The sequence below is a fragment of the Enterobacter sp. V87_3 genome (genome assembly GCF_029967835.1).
In the GTDB taxonomy this organism is placed as follows: Bacteria; Pseudomonadota; Gammaproteobacteria; order Enterobacterales; family Enterobacteriaceae; genus Enterobacter; species Enterobacter cancerogenus.
Map to the genome: position 1 here is coordinate 34,489 of NZ_JASCAM010000031.1, position 18,305 is coordinate 52,793.

At 35.9% G+C, this 18,305-nt stretch carries 20 protein-coding genes; 7 read left to right on the forward strand and 13 right to left on the reverse strand.

Going from position 1 to position 18,305, the window contains the following annotated elements; genetic code table 11:
• Positions 1–17: 17 nt before the first annotated feature.
• The 4 genes from hxsA to hxsD are packed head-to-tail and all read right to left on the reverse strand — an operon-like array spanning position 18 to position 3,415.
• Positions 18–653, reverse strand: a complete 636-nt coding sequence (hxsA, locus tag QLG21_RS19335; protein WP_282485015.1) for a His-Xaa-Ser repeat protein HxsA — start codon at positions 651–653, stop codon at positions 18–20.
• Positions 650–1,762 (reverse strand): His-Xaa-Ser system radical SAM maturase HxsC, encoded by a 1,113-nt coding sequence (hxsC, locus tag QLG21_RS19340; RefSeq protein ID WP_282485016.1) that lies wholly within the window; start codon positions 1,760–1,762, stop codon positions 650–652. Before hxsC ends, hxsA begins: the two co-directional genes overlap by 4 nt.
• Entirely contained in the window at positions 1,755–3,143 is a 1,389-nt protein-coding gene (gene hxsB, locus QLG21_RS19345; RefSeq protein ID WP_282485017.1) for a His-Xaa-Ser system radical SAM maturase HxsB, read from the reverse strand. Before hxsB ends, hxsC begins: the two co-directional genes overlap by 8 nt.
• On the reverse strand, positions 3,143–3,415 hold the full coding sequence (gene hxsD / locus QLG21_RS19350) for a His-Xaa-Ser system protein HxsD (protein WP_136784042.1): 273 nt from the start codon (positions 3,413–3,415) through the stop codon (positions 3,143–3,145). The genes hxsB and hxsD overlap by 1 nt, the downstream gene beginning before the upstream one ends.
• Positions 3,416–4,088: 673 nt before the next feature.
• Here hxsD and QLG21_RS19355 point away from each other — a divergent pair.
• The 7 genes from QLG21_RS19355 (at position 4,089) to QLG21_RS19385 (ending at position 10,856) form a co-directional block, all read left to right on the forward strand.
• Positions 4,089–5,927, forward strand: a complete 1,839-nt coding sequence (locus tag QLG21_RS19355) for a hypothetical protein (RefSeq protein WP_282485018.1) — start codon at positions 4,089–4,091, stop codon at positions 5,925–5,927.
• A gap of 395 nt (positions 5,928–6,322) precedes the next feature.
• The gene (locus QLG21_RS19360; protein ID WP_282485019.1) at positions 6,323–7,669 is read left to right on the forward strand and encodes a hypothetical protein; all 1,347 of its coding nucleotides are present in this window, start codon (positions 6,323–6,325) and stop codon (positions 7,667–7,669) included.
• Positions 7,670–8,098: 429 nt separating this feature from the next.
• Positions 8,099–8,449 (forward strand): hypothetical protein, encoded by a 351-nt coding sequence (locus tag QLG21_RS19365; RefSeq protein ID WP_282485072.1) that lies wholly within the window; start codon positions 8,099–8,101, stop codon positions 8,447–8,449.
• On the forward strand, positions 8,418–9,596 hold the full coding sequence (locus QLG21_RS19370) for a relaxase/mobilization nuclease domain-containing protein (RefSeq protein WP_282485020.1): 1,179 nt from the start codon (positions 8,418–8,420) through the stop codon (positions 9,594–9,596). Before QLG21_RS19365 ends, QLG21_RS19370 begins: the two co-directional genes overlap by 32 nt.
• 223 nt (positions 9,597–9,819) lie before the next feature.
• The gene (locus QLG21_RS19375; RefSeq protein ID WP_000787429.1) at positions 9,820–10,092 is read left to right on the forward strand and encodes a hypothetical protein; all 273 of its coding nucleotides are present in this window, start codon (positions 9,820–9,822) and stop codon (positions 10,090–10,092) included.
• Between the two features lie 41 nt (positions 10,093–10,133).
• On the forward strand, positions 10,134–10,520 hold the full coding sequence (locus QLG21_RS19380) for a hypothetical protein (RefSeq protein ID WP_282485021.1): 387 nt from the start codon (positions 10,134–10,136) through the stop codon (positions 10,518–10,520).
• Between the two features lie 18 nt (positions 10,521–10,538).
• The gene (locus QLG21_RS19385; protein ID WP_282485022.1) at positions 10,539–10,856 is read left to right on the forward strand and encodes a cell wall-binding protein; all 318 of its coding nucleotides are present in this window, start codon (positions 10,539–10,541) and stop codon (positions 10,854–10,856) included.
• Between the two features lie 50 nt (positions 10,857–10,906).
• Here the strand turns inward: QLG21_RS19385 and QLG21_RS19390 are convergent, their stop codons facing one another.
• The 9 genes from QLG21_RS19390 to QLG21_RS19430 all read right to left on the reverse strand — a co-directional run bounded on the left by QLG21_RS19390 (position 10,907) and on the right by QLG21_RS19430 (position 18,114).
• Positions 10,907–11,128 (reverse strand): hypothetical protein, encoded by a 222-nt coding sequence (locus QLG21_RS19390; RefSeq protein WP_148048090.1) that lies wholly within the window; start codon positions 11,126–11,128, stop codon positions 10,907–10,909.
• 74 nt (positions 11,129–11,202) lie between these two features.
• Positions 11,203–11,904, reverse strand: a complete 702-nt coding sequence (locus QLG21_RS19395) for an ankyrin repeat domain-containing protein (RefSeq protein ID WP_148048089.1) — start codon at positions 11,902–11,904, stop codon at positions 11,203–11,205.
• A gap of 91 nt (positions 11,905–11,995) precedes the next feature.
• Positions 11,996–12,424 (reverse strand): hypothetical protein, encoded by a 429-nt coding sequence (locus tag QLG21_RS19400; RefSeq protein WP_282485023.1) that lies wholly within the window; start codon positions 12,422–12,424, stop codon positions 11,996–11,998.
• Between the two features lie 94 nt (positions 12,425–12,518).
• Positions 12,519–12,905 (reverse strand): hypothetical protein, encoded by a 387-nt coding sequence (locus tag QLG21_RS19405; RefSeq protein ID WP_282485024.1) that lies wholly within the window; start codon positions 12,903–12,905, stop codon positions 12,519–12,521.
• Positions 12,906–12,919: 14 nt separating this feature from the next.
• A complete protein-coding gene (locus QLG21_RS19410) occupies positions 12,920–14,794 on the reverse strand; it encodes a DNA-binding protein (protein ID WP_282485025.1) in 1,875 nt (624 codons plus the stop codon).
• Complete coding sequence (locus QLG21_RS19415; RefSeq protein ID WP_282485026.1) at positions 14,791–16,095, reverse strand: tyrosine-type recombinase/integrase; 1,305 nt, start codon at positions 16,093–16,095, stop codon at positions 14,791–14,793. The genes QLG21_RS19410 and QLG21_RS19415 overlap by 4 nt, the downstream gene beginning before the upstream one ends.
• Positions 16,088–17,290, reverse strand: a complete 1,203-nt coding sequence (locus QLG21_RS19420; protein WP_131046470.1) for a tyrosine-type recombinase/integrase — start codon at positions 17,288–17,290, stop codon at positions 16,088–16,090. The genes QLG21_RS19415 and QLG21_RS19420 overlap by 8 nt, the downstream gene beginning before the upstream one ends.
• A 282-nt stretch (positions 17,291–17,572) precedes the next feature.
• Entirely contained in the window at positions 17,573–17,887 is a 315-nt protein-coding gene (locus QLG21_RS19425) for a hypothetical protein (RefSeq protein ID WP_023323134.1), read from the reverse strand.
• Positions 17,888–17,907: 20 nt separating this feature from the next.
• On the reverse strand, positions 17,908–18,114 hold the full coding sequence (locus QLG21_RS19430; RefSeq protein ID WP_047734110.1) for an AlpA family transcriptional regulator: 207 nt from the start codon (positions 18,112–18,114) through the stop codon (positions 17,908–17,910).
• Between the last annotated feature and the right edge of the window lie 191 nt (positions 18,115–18,305).

Below are 18,305 nucleotides of genomic sequence, written 5' to 3' on the forward strand. Positions count from 1 at the left end.
CTATTTCACCTAATATTTTAACGAGCCAGTATATTCAAAGAGTTCAATAACTGAGCATCTAATGTTTCTCTTACTGGAGTAGGAAGCCCATATGCAACTCTGTAATTTTTGATAGCAGTTCGTGTCGCAGGCCCCATACTTCCGTCTATATTGCCGTTATAAAACCCTTTATCCAGTAATGCGAACTGCACTCGCATGATCAAACGCTTACGCTTTTCAGTATCAGAAGCCAGCCCACTACTTGCACGAGTAGTTCCATTCATTCCAGCAGAGTTTGTGGTCGTAGAGGCATCGGTGCCATTAGAGCGAAGCGAACGAACAGATGAAGAAGACGATGGCGAATTTGTACCTGAAGTGGATGAGCCTGATGAGCTTGGTGAACTGTATGTTTTAGGATAATAAGGAGTGCTTCCACCATAGTACCCACCACCAGACGAAGATCTATGAGAACTATGGCTTCGATGGGAGCTATGACTACGATGCCCTGCAATGTAGAAAGGTACTTCCGTGTTAAGTGGAGCTATAACTAAATCATGCTCATTAAGAGTCATACCGGGCAAATCACTTGCACCAGTGGAGGAATCACTTGCCCATACAGAATTATTGAGTGCTAAAAATCCCGGAAGCAGAGCAGCGAAATTAAATTTTTTCATAAAATTGGTCTCGGTGGTTGATGAAAACGGCCTTTTGATGAACTGAAATAACCAGCACAGGAAGACTTCTGAGTACATTCATCACATTCTTTGGGGTAGTAATTTTTCCAGTCAGAAATTGACTGAGTAGCAAATCCCCAAGCTCTTTCAGGAAGATGGCACAATGGGTAATTGAAGATTGTTAGGGTGATGCCTGACCTTTGTGCTGTTCCTATGGCAGAGAGAATTTTCTCACTATAGCTATCATGCTCAATGAAGATTGATGACCAGTTTTTACGTGCCCAGCCGATAGATTCTAACCCCATAAGAGAAATCTGGTTGATATTGGAAAACACGCGACCAGCGAACTCTATGATTTTGTCCAGTTCCATATAGTTAGCCAGTGTCGGAATGATTCTTAACTCAATGTTGATCCCTGAGTTACCGGCATTGATAAGCCCCATAACTGTCTCATCAAATGCCCCTTCGCTTCCAACCAGATAGTCATGAACTGACGACCTTGAAGAATAAAGCGGAATACCGAAAGTTATTTTGAGCTTTTCGCTTCGCTCTTTCATCTGTTGAGTAAAACTGACATCTGCAAACTTTCGTCCATTGGTCAAAACATGCAAAGCTGTCTCAGGTGAGTTTTCGATTATGAAGTCCAGAAATTGCAAGAAATCTTCGCCATACAGTAGAGGTTCTCCCCCACTCACTCCTACTACACCATTCAGGGAGAAAGAGGCGATGGCAAGTGCTGACTGGTTAAGAAGCCTATCATCGTTTCCTGTCTTAGGAGGCTGAGAACAAAAAAGGCAACGGTTGTTGCACCTTTCAGTTACCAGAACAGTGTTATGGTTTGCTCTCCGTGACAAAATTACCCTAATCATGTTGCCATTGTTAACAATCCCTATATCACCATCTTCTATGGAATTGAAAAGATCAGTGCTCACAACGAAGTCTGCAAAATATGCAGGAAGTCTGGAATCAAGTTGAGTTTCACTGACCAGTAAATTTGGCAGATAGAATTGAGGATTTTCGGGCTTAGATTTGCACAAGCGATAGAAACCTTGCTGAACTGGCAGATCTGCCGTAAATCTGAAAATGTCGTTTCTCAGCACCTCAGACATAAGCCCACCCTTTAAGCATCTTTGCCATCGGTCCATCCTGAGAGATTTCATTCAGAAGGAAGCGGAACATGCCTTTGTGATACTGGCAGAAAGTAGAACGACTCTTGTCACCAACAGGTTCGCCATGAACACTAATGTTCTGGCAAGGATCTGCTCCACAGAAAGGCTGGTATGCACAGGTGTCACAACCTGGCATGGCGAAGTTAAATGAAGATGAGAGAGCGGAACGGTAGTATTCGTTGCTACTGAATGAGAGTGAGGCAAACTCTCCTGCACTGAAATCTGCTTCCGGGTTTACTTTCTGAAGCATACGACTTTCATCACTACCGTAGACTTTACCGTCATAATTGAACAGGATGCAGTTCAGCACAACTCCGCTTGGCGATTTTAGATCTGCATAACCACTGAAGCCTGGATTGAAAATTCGCTTGAGATGAATAGCAGCCGAGTGCTCAATGACAGGTATTCCCTTTTCATTCTGAATCAACACTTCCTGCATCAACTCTTTATAAAAAGCAAAATACTCTGGCATTGAAAAAGTGAAGCTCTGCTTCTGAGCAAACCCATAAGGACTAACAGGCCTGATAAACATGTCTGTAAGACCCAGAGACAAATGAGCATCTACTATGGAAGCTGGCTCTTTAGTCAGCTCCTTAGTAACTGTGGTAACCGTAGCTACCCGGTTTGCGCCAAGTTCTTCTGTGATTTTCCGAATACCAGTTACTGCTTTGTTATGAGCTTGAAAGTCAGTAAGGATGCGATTCTTGTTATGGACAGCTTCATTCCCATCAAGCGAGACCGAGAAGGTGATATTCCGCTCTTTAACCCATGAGAGGATGCTTTCATCGAGTAATGACAGACTTGTAGCAATCACCATTTCGAAAGCATCACTACCCAATGAAATCTCACACTCGTGATAGATTGACTGAACAAGATCGAACCTGAGAAGTGGTTCACCACCCTGTACTTCTACCTTGTAGGGAGGTGTGCCTAGTTTCTTTATGGTGCTGACAATTTGCGGTATCAGTTTCGGGTTGAGATCATAACCATCAGCGGTTACCGATGCCCTGCTGACCTGGCAATATTTGCAAGTATGATCGCAACGAAGAGTTGGTACAATCATGAAGATTGGCCTGACAGCCAGTTCATTCATGAGTCGTTTGGCAAAAGCCGAACTTAGTGCATAAGGGATAACGGAGGAAGATTCATCTCCGCAAATGAAAAGCTTGCTTTCAAGCGATGAGGACTGTTCTTGACTGATATGACCGTTTACCAGATCGAGAAATTCCTGCTCACATAAAAAATGATGAAAGCCAGCGAGGTTACTAATGAATACCCGGCCGTCAGGCATCCTGTCGAAGTTAAAAGGCATGTGTTTCATTATGCAAGCCTGTCATCTATGCTTCGGAGAACCTTGCTGATAATGGCATCACGCAATTGACCAGTTTGATGGTGAAGTTTCTCACGGAGGCTAAAATCGTTTAACAGCCTTCCGAATTCAAACTCACATTCAGGACCACCTATCTCAAAGAAGATAATCCACGAGGATGTATTTTCTTCAAGTTTCCATGGACTTACAGGAGTCATCCAGTATAGGGTGTTTCGAATAACCCATTCAGAATAAAGATGTTTTTGTAATATCTTTTCCCACATCGCCATTACCTTCCAAAATAAATAATAACGGAAAGAAACTTATTCCATTTAGGGATTTTTCTTATAGATTAATGATATAACATTTTTCAAAACATGTTACTGAGTATGTCAAAATTCTGAGATTCAGTTCAACTTGAAATTAATCGAATCACGCACTCACATGATGCAGAAGCACACTACAATTCAATCTAACCAATTGAAATATAATGTAATTATTTTTCTGGCTTGCTGTTTAGATACTTTTTTGCTAAGGCATCCGCCCGTATGGAGACTCGATTATTCATTGAGTGTGTTTTCCCCTGCATCAAAGCACCTCTTAGCCATATGCATAAACAAATGGCAAACGAATGGGGTTCGTAGTTGAGTCTGTAGACCACAGTATACGGCCTATAGCAAGAACGACTTCTGAAGAGAACGATAATTTTAGAATAGAAATTCTTGATATAACTTTGGTATACCACCGCTGGAAGCAGCGGTATCGGCAAAAAAAAGGAAGCCATAAGTGGCTTCCTTTTTCTTCTACTATGGTGGTCAGCGGTTTATCCGATAACTTCATCAGCCGATAAACATGACCTTTCTTTTCAGTTTCATCAACGATTTAGTGGACATCATTGATCAAAATTTCTAATATAGTGTTATGCTAACTCAAATCATATAAAAAGTCAAGACAACTATGAAAATTGATAAGTTAATAACGCCAGAGAGTTACAACGAAACTCAGAAATTCTTTTTAGGTACATGGTATAACTTATGCCTATCCGAAACTTTAGATAGTGAGAGGGTCAATTACTTAAACCCTCTAAATGGATTAAACGAACTCTTAGAACTGTATTCATTAGGGGATAAATATAGTGCCCCTACCAAAAGATTGCATCTTGTTTCGGAATTATTATCAATATTCGAAAATGATCAAAACTTAACAAACCCTGCATTTAATGAAACGAATCTAAAAATAACAACACTTCTATTAGACATTATAAATGACGTTTCGCTTGATGACGCGGCAAAAATTAATAAGCTTGATTCCAATAAAAACCTGATAATTAGCCTTTCAAAAGAACTCATTTATAAGCTAGAAACAAATTACAGAACTATTTGCACTGATGAAATAATAGATTTTTTATTAAACCACCCAACTTTATTACCTGGTCAAGATGAAAAACTTTATCGACTTACTAATTCCCTTATGAGTCTTTTAATGACTGAAGGAATGCCTTTAGCAGAATTTCATAGTATATACAAAAACACATTAACTAATGATATTGAAGAAAAAGATTTTAAAAATCGTCTTAAATGGTTTAGAGAAGCGGTAACGTCTCAAAAAAGAGATTATAACATTGAGTTAAAAATAACCTCAAAGAAACTATATAGCTTAATCAATAACCAACCACATGATAAAATAACAGTTAATTTTAGTGAAATATTCCCAGATAAAAACGAAAACAGCACAATAATATTTAGAACAAAGGTTAATACCTTATCGGCGTATGCTGCTAAAAAGAAAGCAGATCATAGAGCACGCGAAATAATTGATTGCTATTCATATATAATTGAAAAAGCACATATCTCACTATCCCAGGTATTCATAATAAGAAGTGATGAAGGAACATTAACAAATAAGTTAACATTCCGAGATATAGTCAGCAATGATGAGGATAAGTTCAATTTCGATATTTTCACCGCTTACTCAGAAGTAATTGATAGATTATTAAGGGATGGTAATTTTCAGAAACTGAGGTTGAAACTACTTTCTTCTTTTCGCCAATATCAAAACGGTGTTTCTTCATTATCAATGGAAAGTAAATTTGTTAGCTTCTGGTCAGCTCTTGAAGCATTAACGCTCGGAGCATCTGAAAAAAAATTAACACATGATGCTCATGTATTGCATGTAGTAATTCCCAACATCGGCGTGAATTACATCGTAAAAAAATTATCCATGTTTAAAAAAGCATTACGAGCCGCAGGAATACTTAACATAAATGATGGTAATGAAGAAAGAAACATATATGAATTGAATAATAAAGAACTATTTTATTCATTAAAAAACCCAATAGTCATTCAGAATATTATGAATGCGTTAAACGATCACATTTATTTAAAATTCAGATTGAATAAATTCATCACCTCAATATCAAGCTGTGATTTATTATACAATAGTTTAGTAAAACATGAACTTAAAGTTCGTCATCATATTAATAGACTATACAGAGTCAGGAATGGCATTGTCCATAACGCTCTCTCATATCCAGTATTAGATATTTTGTGTCTAAACCTTGAGCATTATTTAAGAAGCTGTATTAATTCAGTTTTTGATATGATTGAAAAAAACCCAACAATCACAACTACATCTGAAGCATTTTTGAGGTTTAATTATGAGAAAAATGTAGCAATGCTGAAACTTAACCCTCTACATGGAGTTGAAGACAAAAAGAAAATATCGGAATTAAAACGAAATATCGAAGATAAAAAAATAACTCCAAGCGATCAACATTTTGCAGATTTATTATTATAATTCTGAAAGCAAGAGCTAACTCTACGAAGCTCCGCTTCTCTGAGTTGCCTTGCTTTTTCTGCTCTTCGATTGTAAAAGTAAACAATTAGTCAATATTGATATATAGTATCAGAAATTCCGTTTTAGCTCTGGTCACGTCATTATTGGAATCTTATCCGTGGAGCTAAGTTTATTTTTTGAAGTGGTAGTTTCAAACTCAAATTATATATAGTTATCTAACAATAAAATTACAACCTAAGTCAAAAAATACTCTCGTAATAATGAGCAAACACTAAGGTATAATTTATGCATTACTTTACCCTCAACTATAGTTTATAATAAAAATTGTTTTAACATACTTTTATGTGACCATTAGAAATGCATCAATTGCCATTTTTTTTATTAGGATAAAATTTATGAATTGGGATTTAGGTCAGTTAGAATGTGATTTTTGCAAGGATATTTTTAATTGCAGCATAGGATTATCAAACAAAAACACCCCACAAGTGTTCGGCTTTTGCTGCCCTCACTGTAGTGGTATTCTCTCAATTGAGATTGATCCAATACGATCTACGAATCGAATATTGAAAAATGTCACTGCAGTCGGGCGAAAAAATAAAGATATATTTAATGTAAAATCAATTAGGTTACATTTGGATTTCCCAGCCTTACTAACTAATGGCTGGTCTCCTTTCACTCCTTTCAATATTGCATGTCTTGGATTAAAAGAAGGTTATAACATTGAACATTTCAAGGTTGTAACCAGTGAACTTAACTTCTACAGTGAACATATTTTAGTACTTCAGAGCCTTTTCAATTTCTATAAAAACAGCAAGATTAAGGAGTTGTATCATACTTCAAGGACATTATTGCGTGAAGATTTCGATATTGTAATCGGTGTGGATTCAGACTACATTGATAGTATTTCTGTTATTGATTATATAACTTCAAGAGATGTTGATATTATATTTTACAAAACACTATTCGGTATATCAATTGCCTTAAATAAAGGTATGAAACCTGATCATGATATAAAAGAACTATCATCCTATTTATCAGGTTTAAATAAAGAGAAATTATGTGAGTTTCATTCTTACTTATCTAATAATAGGCATTTAAAAGACTCCATAATAACAACAAACAAGATCTACTCCAACATATATTCCAATGAAGAATTTTTTAGGCCATCCATTTTCCTTTCGGATTATAGTAGTACTAATTATAAGAAAGAAAAATCGCCACTACGTTTAGTTAGCGAAAAGGTTGAGGTTATTCTTAATATATACAAAGACTTGACCGAAGTTATATCAAAACAATATATTCTTATTGTCGGGTTAAGAAACATTGACGAAAGTGATAATTATGACACTTTCAAAATAAATTATGTGAGGACAAGGAAAGGAAAGGTATCCATAAATAACATTGCCGAATTCTCAGAACTTGATCTTGGAATGAAAGCACGCTTCATGAAGGGAAGCTACTTTGAGAAGGACCTAAAGATCATCTCTAATAAGATTAGAAATTCTATCGCACATAATAACTGGGAGTATAATGAATTAAGTCAAGAAGTTTTATTCAGATTTAACAAAGGGATTAATGATGCACATAAAGAAAAAGACTTCGAATGCAAAACAATTCTTGAAATAAATAGTGAAATAATCAATCTATTTAGGTTGATGCATAAATTAAATATTATTTACTACCTATTTGGTTGTTTTTATGGACTCAATGATTGGGATAAAGGAGAATTAGACAACATATGATTGATATTCAAACAGAAAATGTCCTCTTAACCAATCAGATACATCATTTAAGTTCTTAAAGGTTACTTACGGCATTAAGTTAACAGTAGATCATTATTTAATACTGGGTTAGTTAAATCCCAGTATTAAATCAAAAAAAAAATCAATAACTAATTTTTATTTTTATAACTATATTGCATAGAATCTATAAATAACATAAACATCATCTTAATGTACCTACGCAATAATAAAAATTGTAATCTTGGTTCAATAAGAGCAATCCAAATCGCTCTTGACAAAGACCCAAAATAAAATAAACCTTAATTACACATTCAATTTCAAATATGAAAAGGAGTTCATATGGAAAAAAAATTACCGATATTTCACATTGGAACAAGTACTACACCTGTAATAGAAAAATCTTCAAACGTTACCAACTTGATACCACAAATGCTGAGAACTCACTGCGTTAGTGTTCGGCTTAATGACACAGAACTTCACCTGCTCAACACTAAACGCGGTTCTACACCCAAAGGCGAATGGTTACGTATGGCCTCGTTACAGAAGCTCCCCACTATTGTGCCACCGATCAACCTAAGTACATGGAAGACTTTGGGCGAGATTAATCAGAAGTTAAATCGCATTGCTCTACATATTGATAACAAAAGTGCAGACAGCAAGCTTACAAATACAGAGCTTTTTGCAGTCAGAAGACAGATCATAGAACTTCGCCAGAACCTTATCTCAGCAGATATTTGGAGCAAACCCGATGAAGGGTATGCAGAAGATCAAAAGGGGTAAGAGCTTCTCAGGTGTGGTTCTCTATGTGTTAAAGCCAGGCTCACACCATAGAACCGTTCCAGAAGTAATTGGTGGCAACATGACAGGTGATTGCTCACAAGAGTTAATCGACGAATTTAACCTTACGAAAGAGCTTCGCTCAGATGTGGCAAAACCTGTTTGGCACAATTCACTTCGATTACCCCAGGGAGAATCTCTTACCAACGAACAATGGAAACGAATTGCTGACGATTACATGAAGCGAATGGGGTTCGGTGATACACACCTCCGTTGCTATGTTCTTCATGATGATCAGGCTGGTCAGCACATACACATTATTGCAAGTCGCATAGATCTCAATGGCGGGAAGCTCTACTTGGGTAGGAACGAAAACCTCATCAGCACCCGCATAATCAGTGAACTCGAATTCGCTCATGGTCTGACAGTGACCAGGACAGCCTCTTCAATTGCACCAAAGCAACCGAAGCGGAAGAGAATCTCTCGCAACGAACAGATGCTATCAGAACGAACTGGTGTTCCCTGCCCCAAGAAGTCCCTTCAACAGATCATAGATAAAAGTTTGGCAGATTCACCGGACCTTTTAACTTTTATCAAGAGGCTGGAAGAAGCCGAAGTCGGCTGGACAACGAATGTCGCTTCTACCGGGAAAATGAACGGCTTCTCTTTCGAATACACAGGAATAGCTTTCAAAGCTTCGCAATTGGGTAAGAGCTACAGTTGGGCAAATCTTAGTAACCGACTCAAGTACAACCCAGGCGATCTAGAAGCTCTGCGATCCAGCACACCGGCAAAAGACCACCCTGCTCCTGCTCCTGCTCCTGCTCCTGCTCCTGCTCCTGCTCCTGCTCCTGCTCCTGCAACCATTTTAAAAACCACTGAGAGAAAGGAAAGTATCAGTGAAAAAATTGCTGAACTCGAACTGCGACTCAGAAAAGACAGACGAAACGAGATCGTTGAGAAGATTCTCCAAAAGAATACGGTTAACCAGCAAAAGCATCTCAGGCTTATCGGCTGGCTTCCATTTCTTAGAAGGCTTGCAGAGCTTCTCCGAAGCTATGGTAAGAGCATTCTTCAAAAGCCCCTCCCTGGATTCTCAAATCTCTATGTAACCCGACCTTTACATAAAGAAAGGAAAATTCATTTATAAACATAATCTTACCGCTTATCCCTGACAGCAATATCGTTTGGGCAGTGGTTAATTTAGGATAAGTCAACAATATATTGATCGTTATTACAGATCGATAAACTAGTTATGATAGTTTTTACCTATCATGATTCAAACATCGATCGGTACAAGTGATTTTACTTTAGCCAGCCAGCCATCGAGAATCCCTACAAACACGCAGTAAATCTTCCACCTTGGGGTTGCTATGAAAAACGAAACAATAAAGTGCCCGTTCTGCTTTACACAAAGTCCTCACGGTGTGCGGATTTGTAAAGGCTGCCATGCAAAGATCGCTTACGGTGAAAGCCCGCTCAGTGTGGCATTCCTGTTTCAATTCGTTGCATTTGGTCTCGCGTGGTTAGCATTTTCGTGGACTGGCAGCACTCTTGTATCAGTCATTACGTTTTTCGTAAGCATCATTATTCTTATCTATAAAATTAAAAAAACGTATGCAGACAGAGTTGTTTTTATACGGTGAAATTAATTTCACACAACCGCAAACCTAAAATGAGAAAGTAAATGAACCGATTTATAAAGTCCTCTTTTTTTATTATTGTCTTCCTGCTTTCTGGCTGTTCAACATCAGGGAACCAGAACCTTAAAAACGAAACACCTCAAAGCCTCCAGTCAAAGATCATTAAAAACAAAACAACTAAGACGGAATTGCTCACTAAGTTAGGTGAGCCTGATACAAGAACCATACTTGATGACGGGAATGAGCAGTGGAGATACTTCATGTATAACAATCAGTTTAATGCCTCGACTTTTATCCCTGTTGTCGGTTTGCTAACTGGCGGTTCCCAGACTCATTCTAAAACTCTCGAAATCGACTTCAATGGAGAAACCGTAAGCAAATGGACATTCTCTACTGACAATAACAACACCAAAACGGGCGTTCTTAATTAATTATTTCTGGATAATAAAATGAAAATATACTCAATCCTTACAGTTATCCTTACTACATGTCTTCTAACTGCATGTAACAGTGAACCATCGCAAGACGATATATACAATGCTTTTAAAAATGTTGTAGATAGATCAAATGCAAGTATGAAAGCTTTGAACTCAAGTATTCCAGAAAAAGATCTTTTGAAAATTGATTATGTGAAGAAAGTTAGTTGCACAGAAGAAGCAAATAATGTTTATAACTGCATTGTCGATGCTTCTATTAGCAACAATAAACAGACAAAACCAATCAAGCTGGTAAAATCAGACGGTATCTGGAAAGAAATACAGCAATAGAAAGCCATAATATTTTAAAGCCCCTATCCTTAGGGGCTTTTATTTAATGTTCATCCAAAATTTAGCTGATCATTATAATTTTTACAGAAGCCCTGTGCAGCTTCAAGTGTAGTGTATTGAGTCGCTTCTGGTCCTTCATAAACATCATTAGTTCCTTCGTAATAGATAGTTACGATACCATCCACTTCACGAGCTATAAGCTTTTTCCCAGACGATTTAAAATAACCCGTTGGAAGAGGTGATTTTGAGTAAGGTTTATTTCCATAAGCCATGTGGTTTTTCTCTTATGAACCAAATGAGCTATAAGTATGATGCTATCCGTTGGGAAAATCAAACAAAAATCAGACTACTTAACAATATACAATTCTGGTTTCATTAACCTAAGTCTTTCAATCATTTCATTAATATCAAAGAGAGTAATGTCGTTACTATTGAGTCTGACACTCACCAATCCGCTTACTATTTTTTGGTCTTTTAAATACTGTAAAAAATCAATATAATCATTTTTTTTACTCATATAATATCGCTTCTGATTGATGTTCTCCTGTTCAGTACGATACCATGCCTGCTCTTCATCCCAGGTAGTGATGTCCTGAATATTTATACGGCGGGGATAATGCACCTGAAAACCGTTTTCCAAAAGTATTTCAATTCCTCGTTTCATTTTATCAATATGGGGTAAATGTATATCCCGGATATGAATGTCCATGGATTTTATTTTATCCCTGTGCTTCATAAATATTTCAGGATGGCCAAAATACCCCATACTGGATAGAACATGATCTCCTTCAAAATTTAGAAGATCTGGATTAATACCAGCTTCAAACAATCGATCTATGATTTCAATTTCATATTCATAATAACCCGACTTCCACAATGCTGTGTTACCAACAAAGTTCCGATGATTTATATCAACACCATTTGCTATTAGCCAGTCCACTTCCTCAATGCTTGTAGCTTCAAACAAAAGAGTCTGGTTAAGCATTCCTCTGTGTGTAGAAAGCGGTAAAACCTCTGGTTCTAATTCCAACCATTCTTTTCGTATCATAAATAATCCTGCAAAAATATTATCGTTTTCTTTTATTTAGCGTGAAAAAAGATAATATTCAAATAAATTACAGGATTTATATTTATAATAATTAAAGTCGCAAACTTCTAACTTTTATAACTTCGTGAGTAATTTCTTTTTCAATAACTCTCATTTCATATTGAGCTTTAAAAGTTGTATAGATTTCTTCTGCTCGTTCCTGATTGTCATCAATATAGTTAACGAGAGAGTTTAGTTCACGAAGAACAGCCTCTTTATTGTTTAATTGTCGCAGTAGATTACTTGTAAAGCATTTATACACAGAACTGAACATCGTCATGATGTTGTCTATGTTTCGGTTAGATCGAGTATAGATCTGTTTAGGATAGAAATACTTTAAGTGATACCCAACAAACACTAAATATAATTGGCGGGAAAAACTTTTATCGTTCGGCTGGTATCTTTTTGAGATATACCTATCGACGATAATGATAAGCTGTTCTTCCAGTGTTTCCACTGGAAAGTTGTTTTGTTTGTCCATAAATTGCATCCTTGCAAATTTGATTTTGTCTTCCTGACAAAATATATATTTATCGCATTTATTTAACTTGTCAATAGGTGTAACCTATCAAATATTATTTTTTATTAAATGGTCTATTCAATTGTTCCATAGTGAGACCATGTCTGTAAGCATTATACTGCCAATAGCTAAACTGCTCTTTGTATCTATTGTTCTGTTTTTTCAACATTTCATTTTCGGCTTTAAGGTTTATTATTTGTTGTGCCGCAATAGTTAAGTTAGCTGGTTTATTAAGACCAGATTTTTTCAAATTGGATAAATTTTTCTTTGTTCTATATGCTTCAACAACTTCATCATGAGCACTTAAAGATTGCCTTGTGATAGTTCTGTTTAGATTCTTATAAACTGATTCACATAAATCACTCCATGTGATTTTACCATCCCAAGTCAGTATAATGTTTTTAATTGCCTTTATTTCACTCCTGTTCAAATGTTTTGCCATAAGTATCTCCTGTTTTAATTATTCAAAAGCTTATTAATTCTTTCCAAATTTTTTTCATGGTGTTGCAACCATTTGTCTGCACCATAATCACCCTTTTCATAAGCGATCTGAGTTATTCTCTTTAATTGCATTACTTTCTCTCGGACAGATTGCAGTCTAATTCTATCTACTGAGTTAATATCCGGTGTTTCATTATCACATTCAATAAAATGATTAATTTTTGCACAAGGCTTGATTAAATAGTTATGTACACAGTAACCAAATTCAGTTAAGTGTATTGCACCTTGATTAAGGTTATCAAAATCAATTGTCAATTCATTTGTGGGTATTGACTCCCTTTGACAGTAATTACTCCTATTCAATTTAATAGCTTTGATTTTATCTAACATATCTTCTTCTGACACATGGTTATAAACTCTGTTCTGATTCGCATTGATACGACCAGACCATTTAGCTATATCCAGTTCAGACATTTCACCATAATGGGCTATTGTGTTTAAAAGGTGCCGTGGCTGGTGTGAGCGAATAAGTAGTGGTTTACCTTCATCATCATAATACTCATATCGGGAAAATATATTTTTATAATTCATCTCATAGCTTTTTTTACTTTGTATATCACTGAAAAAGAAACTTTTAGTAGGCTTATAAAATGTGAAAATTGAAGTCATTCTTGATAAAGAAAATTGATCAGTATTGAGCAAGCATAAAGCATTACTAAATTTTATGGATTTTTCTTTATCATACCATGGAAAGTCTCTGCTAAAATTAGAACTAATAATTTCCCACAAATCACTCAATGAATAGTTGTAATCATTGTGGTTTAAGAAGCTTTTCCCACCATCCAAACTCGTTCTTTTAATTTTTAAAACACATGATTTATGATCAAATAAATGATATCCCAGTGCATGGCAAACTTGTACAACGGTCAATTTAGCTTTTTCATCAACTGTTGGGCAAAGCTCATGTCGGTAAAATTTATCCGGGTACTTTTCGCACCAGTGAGCAAGTGCTCTTGCATGTTGTGATAAGGAAAGTAATCTTCTAATCGCTTTCTTTGCAACTGGTATCATAACCCGTGGAATCCATTTGATATTAGGACCATACCCTTTTACCGAATAAAATCTCAACCCATATCTTTCGATACCCTTGCCATCTATTTGTGTAATCTCACAATCAGCAGGTAAGGCTAAAATTTCAGAGATTCTGCTCGGACAACAAAGTAGAAGTGCAAATACTGAACTGGTGAACTTATCCCTTGGACTCAGTAACTCATCATTTTGTGAAAAAATATCAGCAATAGCGAGTAATGCCTCTTCATCTGGTAACTTATCGCTTCGGTGATAATCCTCAATCTCAGGAAGATAATTGTTTTTGACTTTCTGTTTTACATGATTTTTCCATGAGATATATCCTGACTTCACAAGATTATGTTCACATAGAAACTTTGATATTTTTTCAAGCTGTATTCCACATTTAGCTAAAACGTTACCTTCAAAATATTTACTCCCGATCTGCATTGCCTCATCGAAAACAACGGCTGTAACATTATAAATGAGACCAGTGTTCTGAACCTGCAAAAGGGCCTGTTCGAGACATCGCAAGGCCATCATAATAACCCCATAATTTTTCAATGGTTTCAATGAGTGTTGATATCTGATATATGCTTTCGCAAAATTGATATAATCTTCGTGCATTGCATCAATGGAATCAAAGACTTTATTTCCAACCCCTATTTTTCTAAATGTTACATATCCTTTCCAGGCATACTGCTCCCAATCCTGAGTTTGGGTTAGTCCGGGCAGTTGATAGCGACAAAATTTTATAAACTCATTATAATTTTCTTCTACAAGAATATGTTTTTTTGATTTGAACAAAATAATATCATTCATAGTTGATTCACCTCACTGCGATCAATCGGAATAAAAAATATACATTGATTGCAAGGGAATCCTGAATTCTGACTCTGGCATCTACTTGAAGAAAAAAATTTGAAATGACAACTCTTTTTCGATTTGATTCCGTTCATAAAAATATCAGCGAAAAATGACAATTGTTCTGAAACAGCGGAATCAATCCTTTCAACACTGTCAGCATGATTTTTAATATAAATCCCCGCACTTGAAGTAGAGGAATGATCCAATAATTCAGCTATAGTATTAACATTATGCCCATCCTTAGCCAGCATAGTTGCTATTGTATAACGAAGCCTACGAGGAGTAACATTTAGTATCGAATCGGTACGGTTGGATATTACACCCTCATTATTAACAATACTTTTCAATGCTACATTAGCAATTGTAGGCTTCGCATGTAATTTATTATATTCCAGAAGAATTGAACCTGTTATGGATAAATCTGAGAGTTTTTCCTCATTTAAGAAAATAGGAACTTCTCGTTTAGAATAATCATCAAGAGTTTTTCCAAGAGCTTGCTCAACAAGTTTCACTGATTGATTAGCTTGCAATTGAACAATTGATGCAACCTCTGATATTATTGCAAGTTCTCGATATCGTAGTTCTTTACCCCGTTGTTTAACTCGTGGCACTGAAATTACATATTCTACTTTGCCATTATCTAAGTTCTTTTGAAGAAGGTCTTTATATTTCAACATAACTAACTGCTGAGGTCTTCTACCTGTAAGGCTGATCAATAGTGATATTGCATAATGTGGCAGTGACAGTTCACCTTTTCTATATGCATGATTCATAGCCTTAATCAAAGAAGTATGTTCTTCTTTAGTTAGTGGTCCCTCTGTTGGATCATCTTGAAGCACAGACTGACCAGATTTTTTTATCTTTAGGTCCAAATGCTTTAACAGCTCTACCGCACTTTCATCTATTCCTGGATATCCTAACTCAAACCATTTAATCAAAAATGGTCGTAAAACGCGAAATGATGCCGGGGCTTTTGATAATTTCTTATTTTGATATTCAATTAGAACCTTATCATCAATATGAGTAGGAGATAGTTTACGGATAAGACTCTCCATATTTCTAACAATATTTTTCACATACAAATAGCTGTTGCTATTAAAATAATATTGTACTGTATATACAAATCCACAAACCAAATTTTCGTTCATAGCATATATTAAGTTTGTAAGATTGATTCCGTTATTTTCAATCGAACTGACGATTTTATGTTCATGCAAAGACATTTTATCAGAGTTATATTTAATTAAATTATTCATCAAATCCTCCTTTGAATAGTTGCTCTTGTTGTTCAAGTGCAGTTTTTTTCGATAGCTCAAAAATATGCCTGCGATTATAAATTATTGAAGTATCTGAACCAGGTCGCCATCCCATGAGATAAGAACGGATTTGCTGTTCTTTTTCATCGGATATATCTTGGGCATTGTCTATCGTTTTTGAGAACTCATAATTCCATGTGTGTCGTAATTTATGACCTGTTAATCCACTTAGAAGTGAGGATGATTGACGAACAACACTCACTATCTTATGGTATGAGGAAAATGACAGAGGTTGCCCTTGGGTCTTCCCTTCCTTATAGGTAATAAACAGAAAATCATGCTTATTAGAATTTTTAACTTTCCTACGATCATTCAAAATATAATCTGAAATTTCATATATGAGTTTTGTGTCAGCAATTAATTTTCTCTCGCAAGTCTTAACTAATGGCTGATAAACTCGTGGATCTGTTTTATCATTTGCTCTCCTCCTTATTGCTATTGTTGATTCTGAAAAATCTATGTCACCAATTCGCAGATTCAAAAGTTCACCGGCTCTCATGCCAAAGCAATGTAATAATAGGAACATTAGGTTATTTCTTTTTTGTACTGTTTCCGTAAACGGATTCAAGTTACTTCCTGGCGAAAGAATGCTAAACAAAGAATCCAGTTGAGCTTTGTCTAAGCTCTTTTCGATATCCATAATATATTTGTCATTGTTTCTTGGTTTCTTTCTTTTTATGTTGTTGATGAAAACAAGTATCTGTTTGATTGTATCTTTCTGACCTGTATGAGAAAGAAGTATTTTACATAGCCATTCCAGATAGTTAGCTATTGTTGTAATACGAAAATATTTAGTTGGTTTTTTGACATTTGAAACGTAAAAATCATTATCTCCACCACTTTTAAAATTGAATGAAGTAAACTCAATCAAATCATCAATTTCATGAGGAACCAGAAATATCCTTTTCTGAATTCTTTCATCAATATTGATCTCTTTCCTCATAAAGAATCGATATAACAATGAAATGCTACCAGCAATAACTTTCATTGTTGATATAGACTCTGACCGATTTCTGACTTGTGTTGTTATATACAAATTTGGATAATACAATGGTTCACCAGTTTTTTTATTTACAACATGGCAATACCTCTCACCATTTTCCAACATAAACGAATCTACACAAATACTGCACATATTTCCCTCCTAAACCTTACAAAAAGTATAATTCCAATATATTAATAATAAGCATTTCGTAGATTTACAAATTTATTTGGATCGATTAAGATATTTATTTAAATTAAAACAGTGAGATAGACGATTATTCCTGTCAAATTATCATCTGGTAGATCTAGTTAATATTATGTACACCTAATACTTCGAAAACTATCTCACTGCCTTGCTAATAAACGGCAACCAAAATAATGTAAGTTATTTTGTAAGGTTTTATGCCAAAATATGGGGCCAAACTTTACAATTTTATAAAAGAGTTTTCAGCCCAATCTGATATCGAATTATCCGTTTCGATAAATTCCTAATTTCATCAGGGCATTTAATTAGCGAGAACCATGTCTCATAAACATAAAACTGTTCGAAAATATTAAGCTCAGAGATCGAATCTAATGGTTCTCTTAGATTCCCCACTAAATACTGGCTTAACCAGTAAACAATCTTTCTGTTAAACTCATTATCAGGTAAATCGTAAATCGCTCCGGGTTCGAAAATTTCACAAAAAAGGTCCTGACCCAGATTACACATATGGTTATCTTCACTCACAAATTCTTCGATATTCATAACATGTCTCCCCAAATTCACTAAGCAACATTATTTCGACTTGTTTCGATAACTGATTGAATCCACTCGTCAACTTCACTCTCGACAAAAGCAACGGCACGAACACCGATCTTCACTGGTGCCGGAAACCGACTTTCACTGATCAGACGATAGATCCAGGCTTTTCCGTAGCCAGTTCGTTCGAGAACTTCTGGTAAGCGTATGAGGCGGGTTGCTTGATTATTCATTTCGTTATCCCTTGTCGTTTCGGTGAAATCACTATATGAACAGTTGGGAAAAGAAAGGAGTGAAGCTCCTGAAGCGGAGGTTCTTCGCTGCTATGCAGGATAGTTTTCTCGAAGTTGGTGCCGTACAAAACAGGGGAACTTGAGAGTAGTTGAAATTCCCCTGTTTTATGGCAAGTGGCAAAATGGCCGGT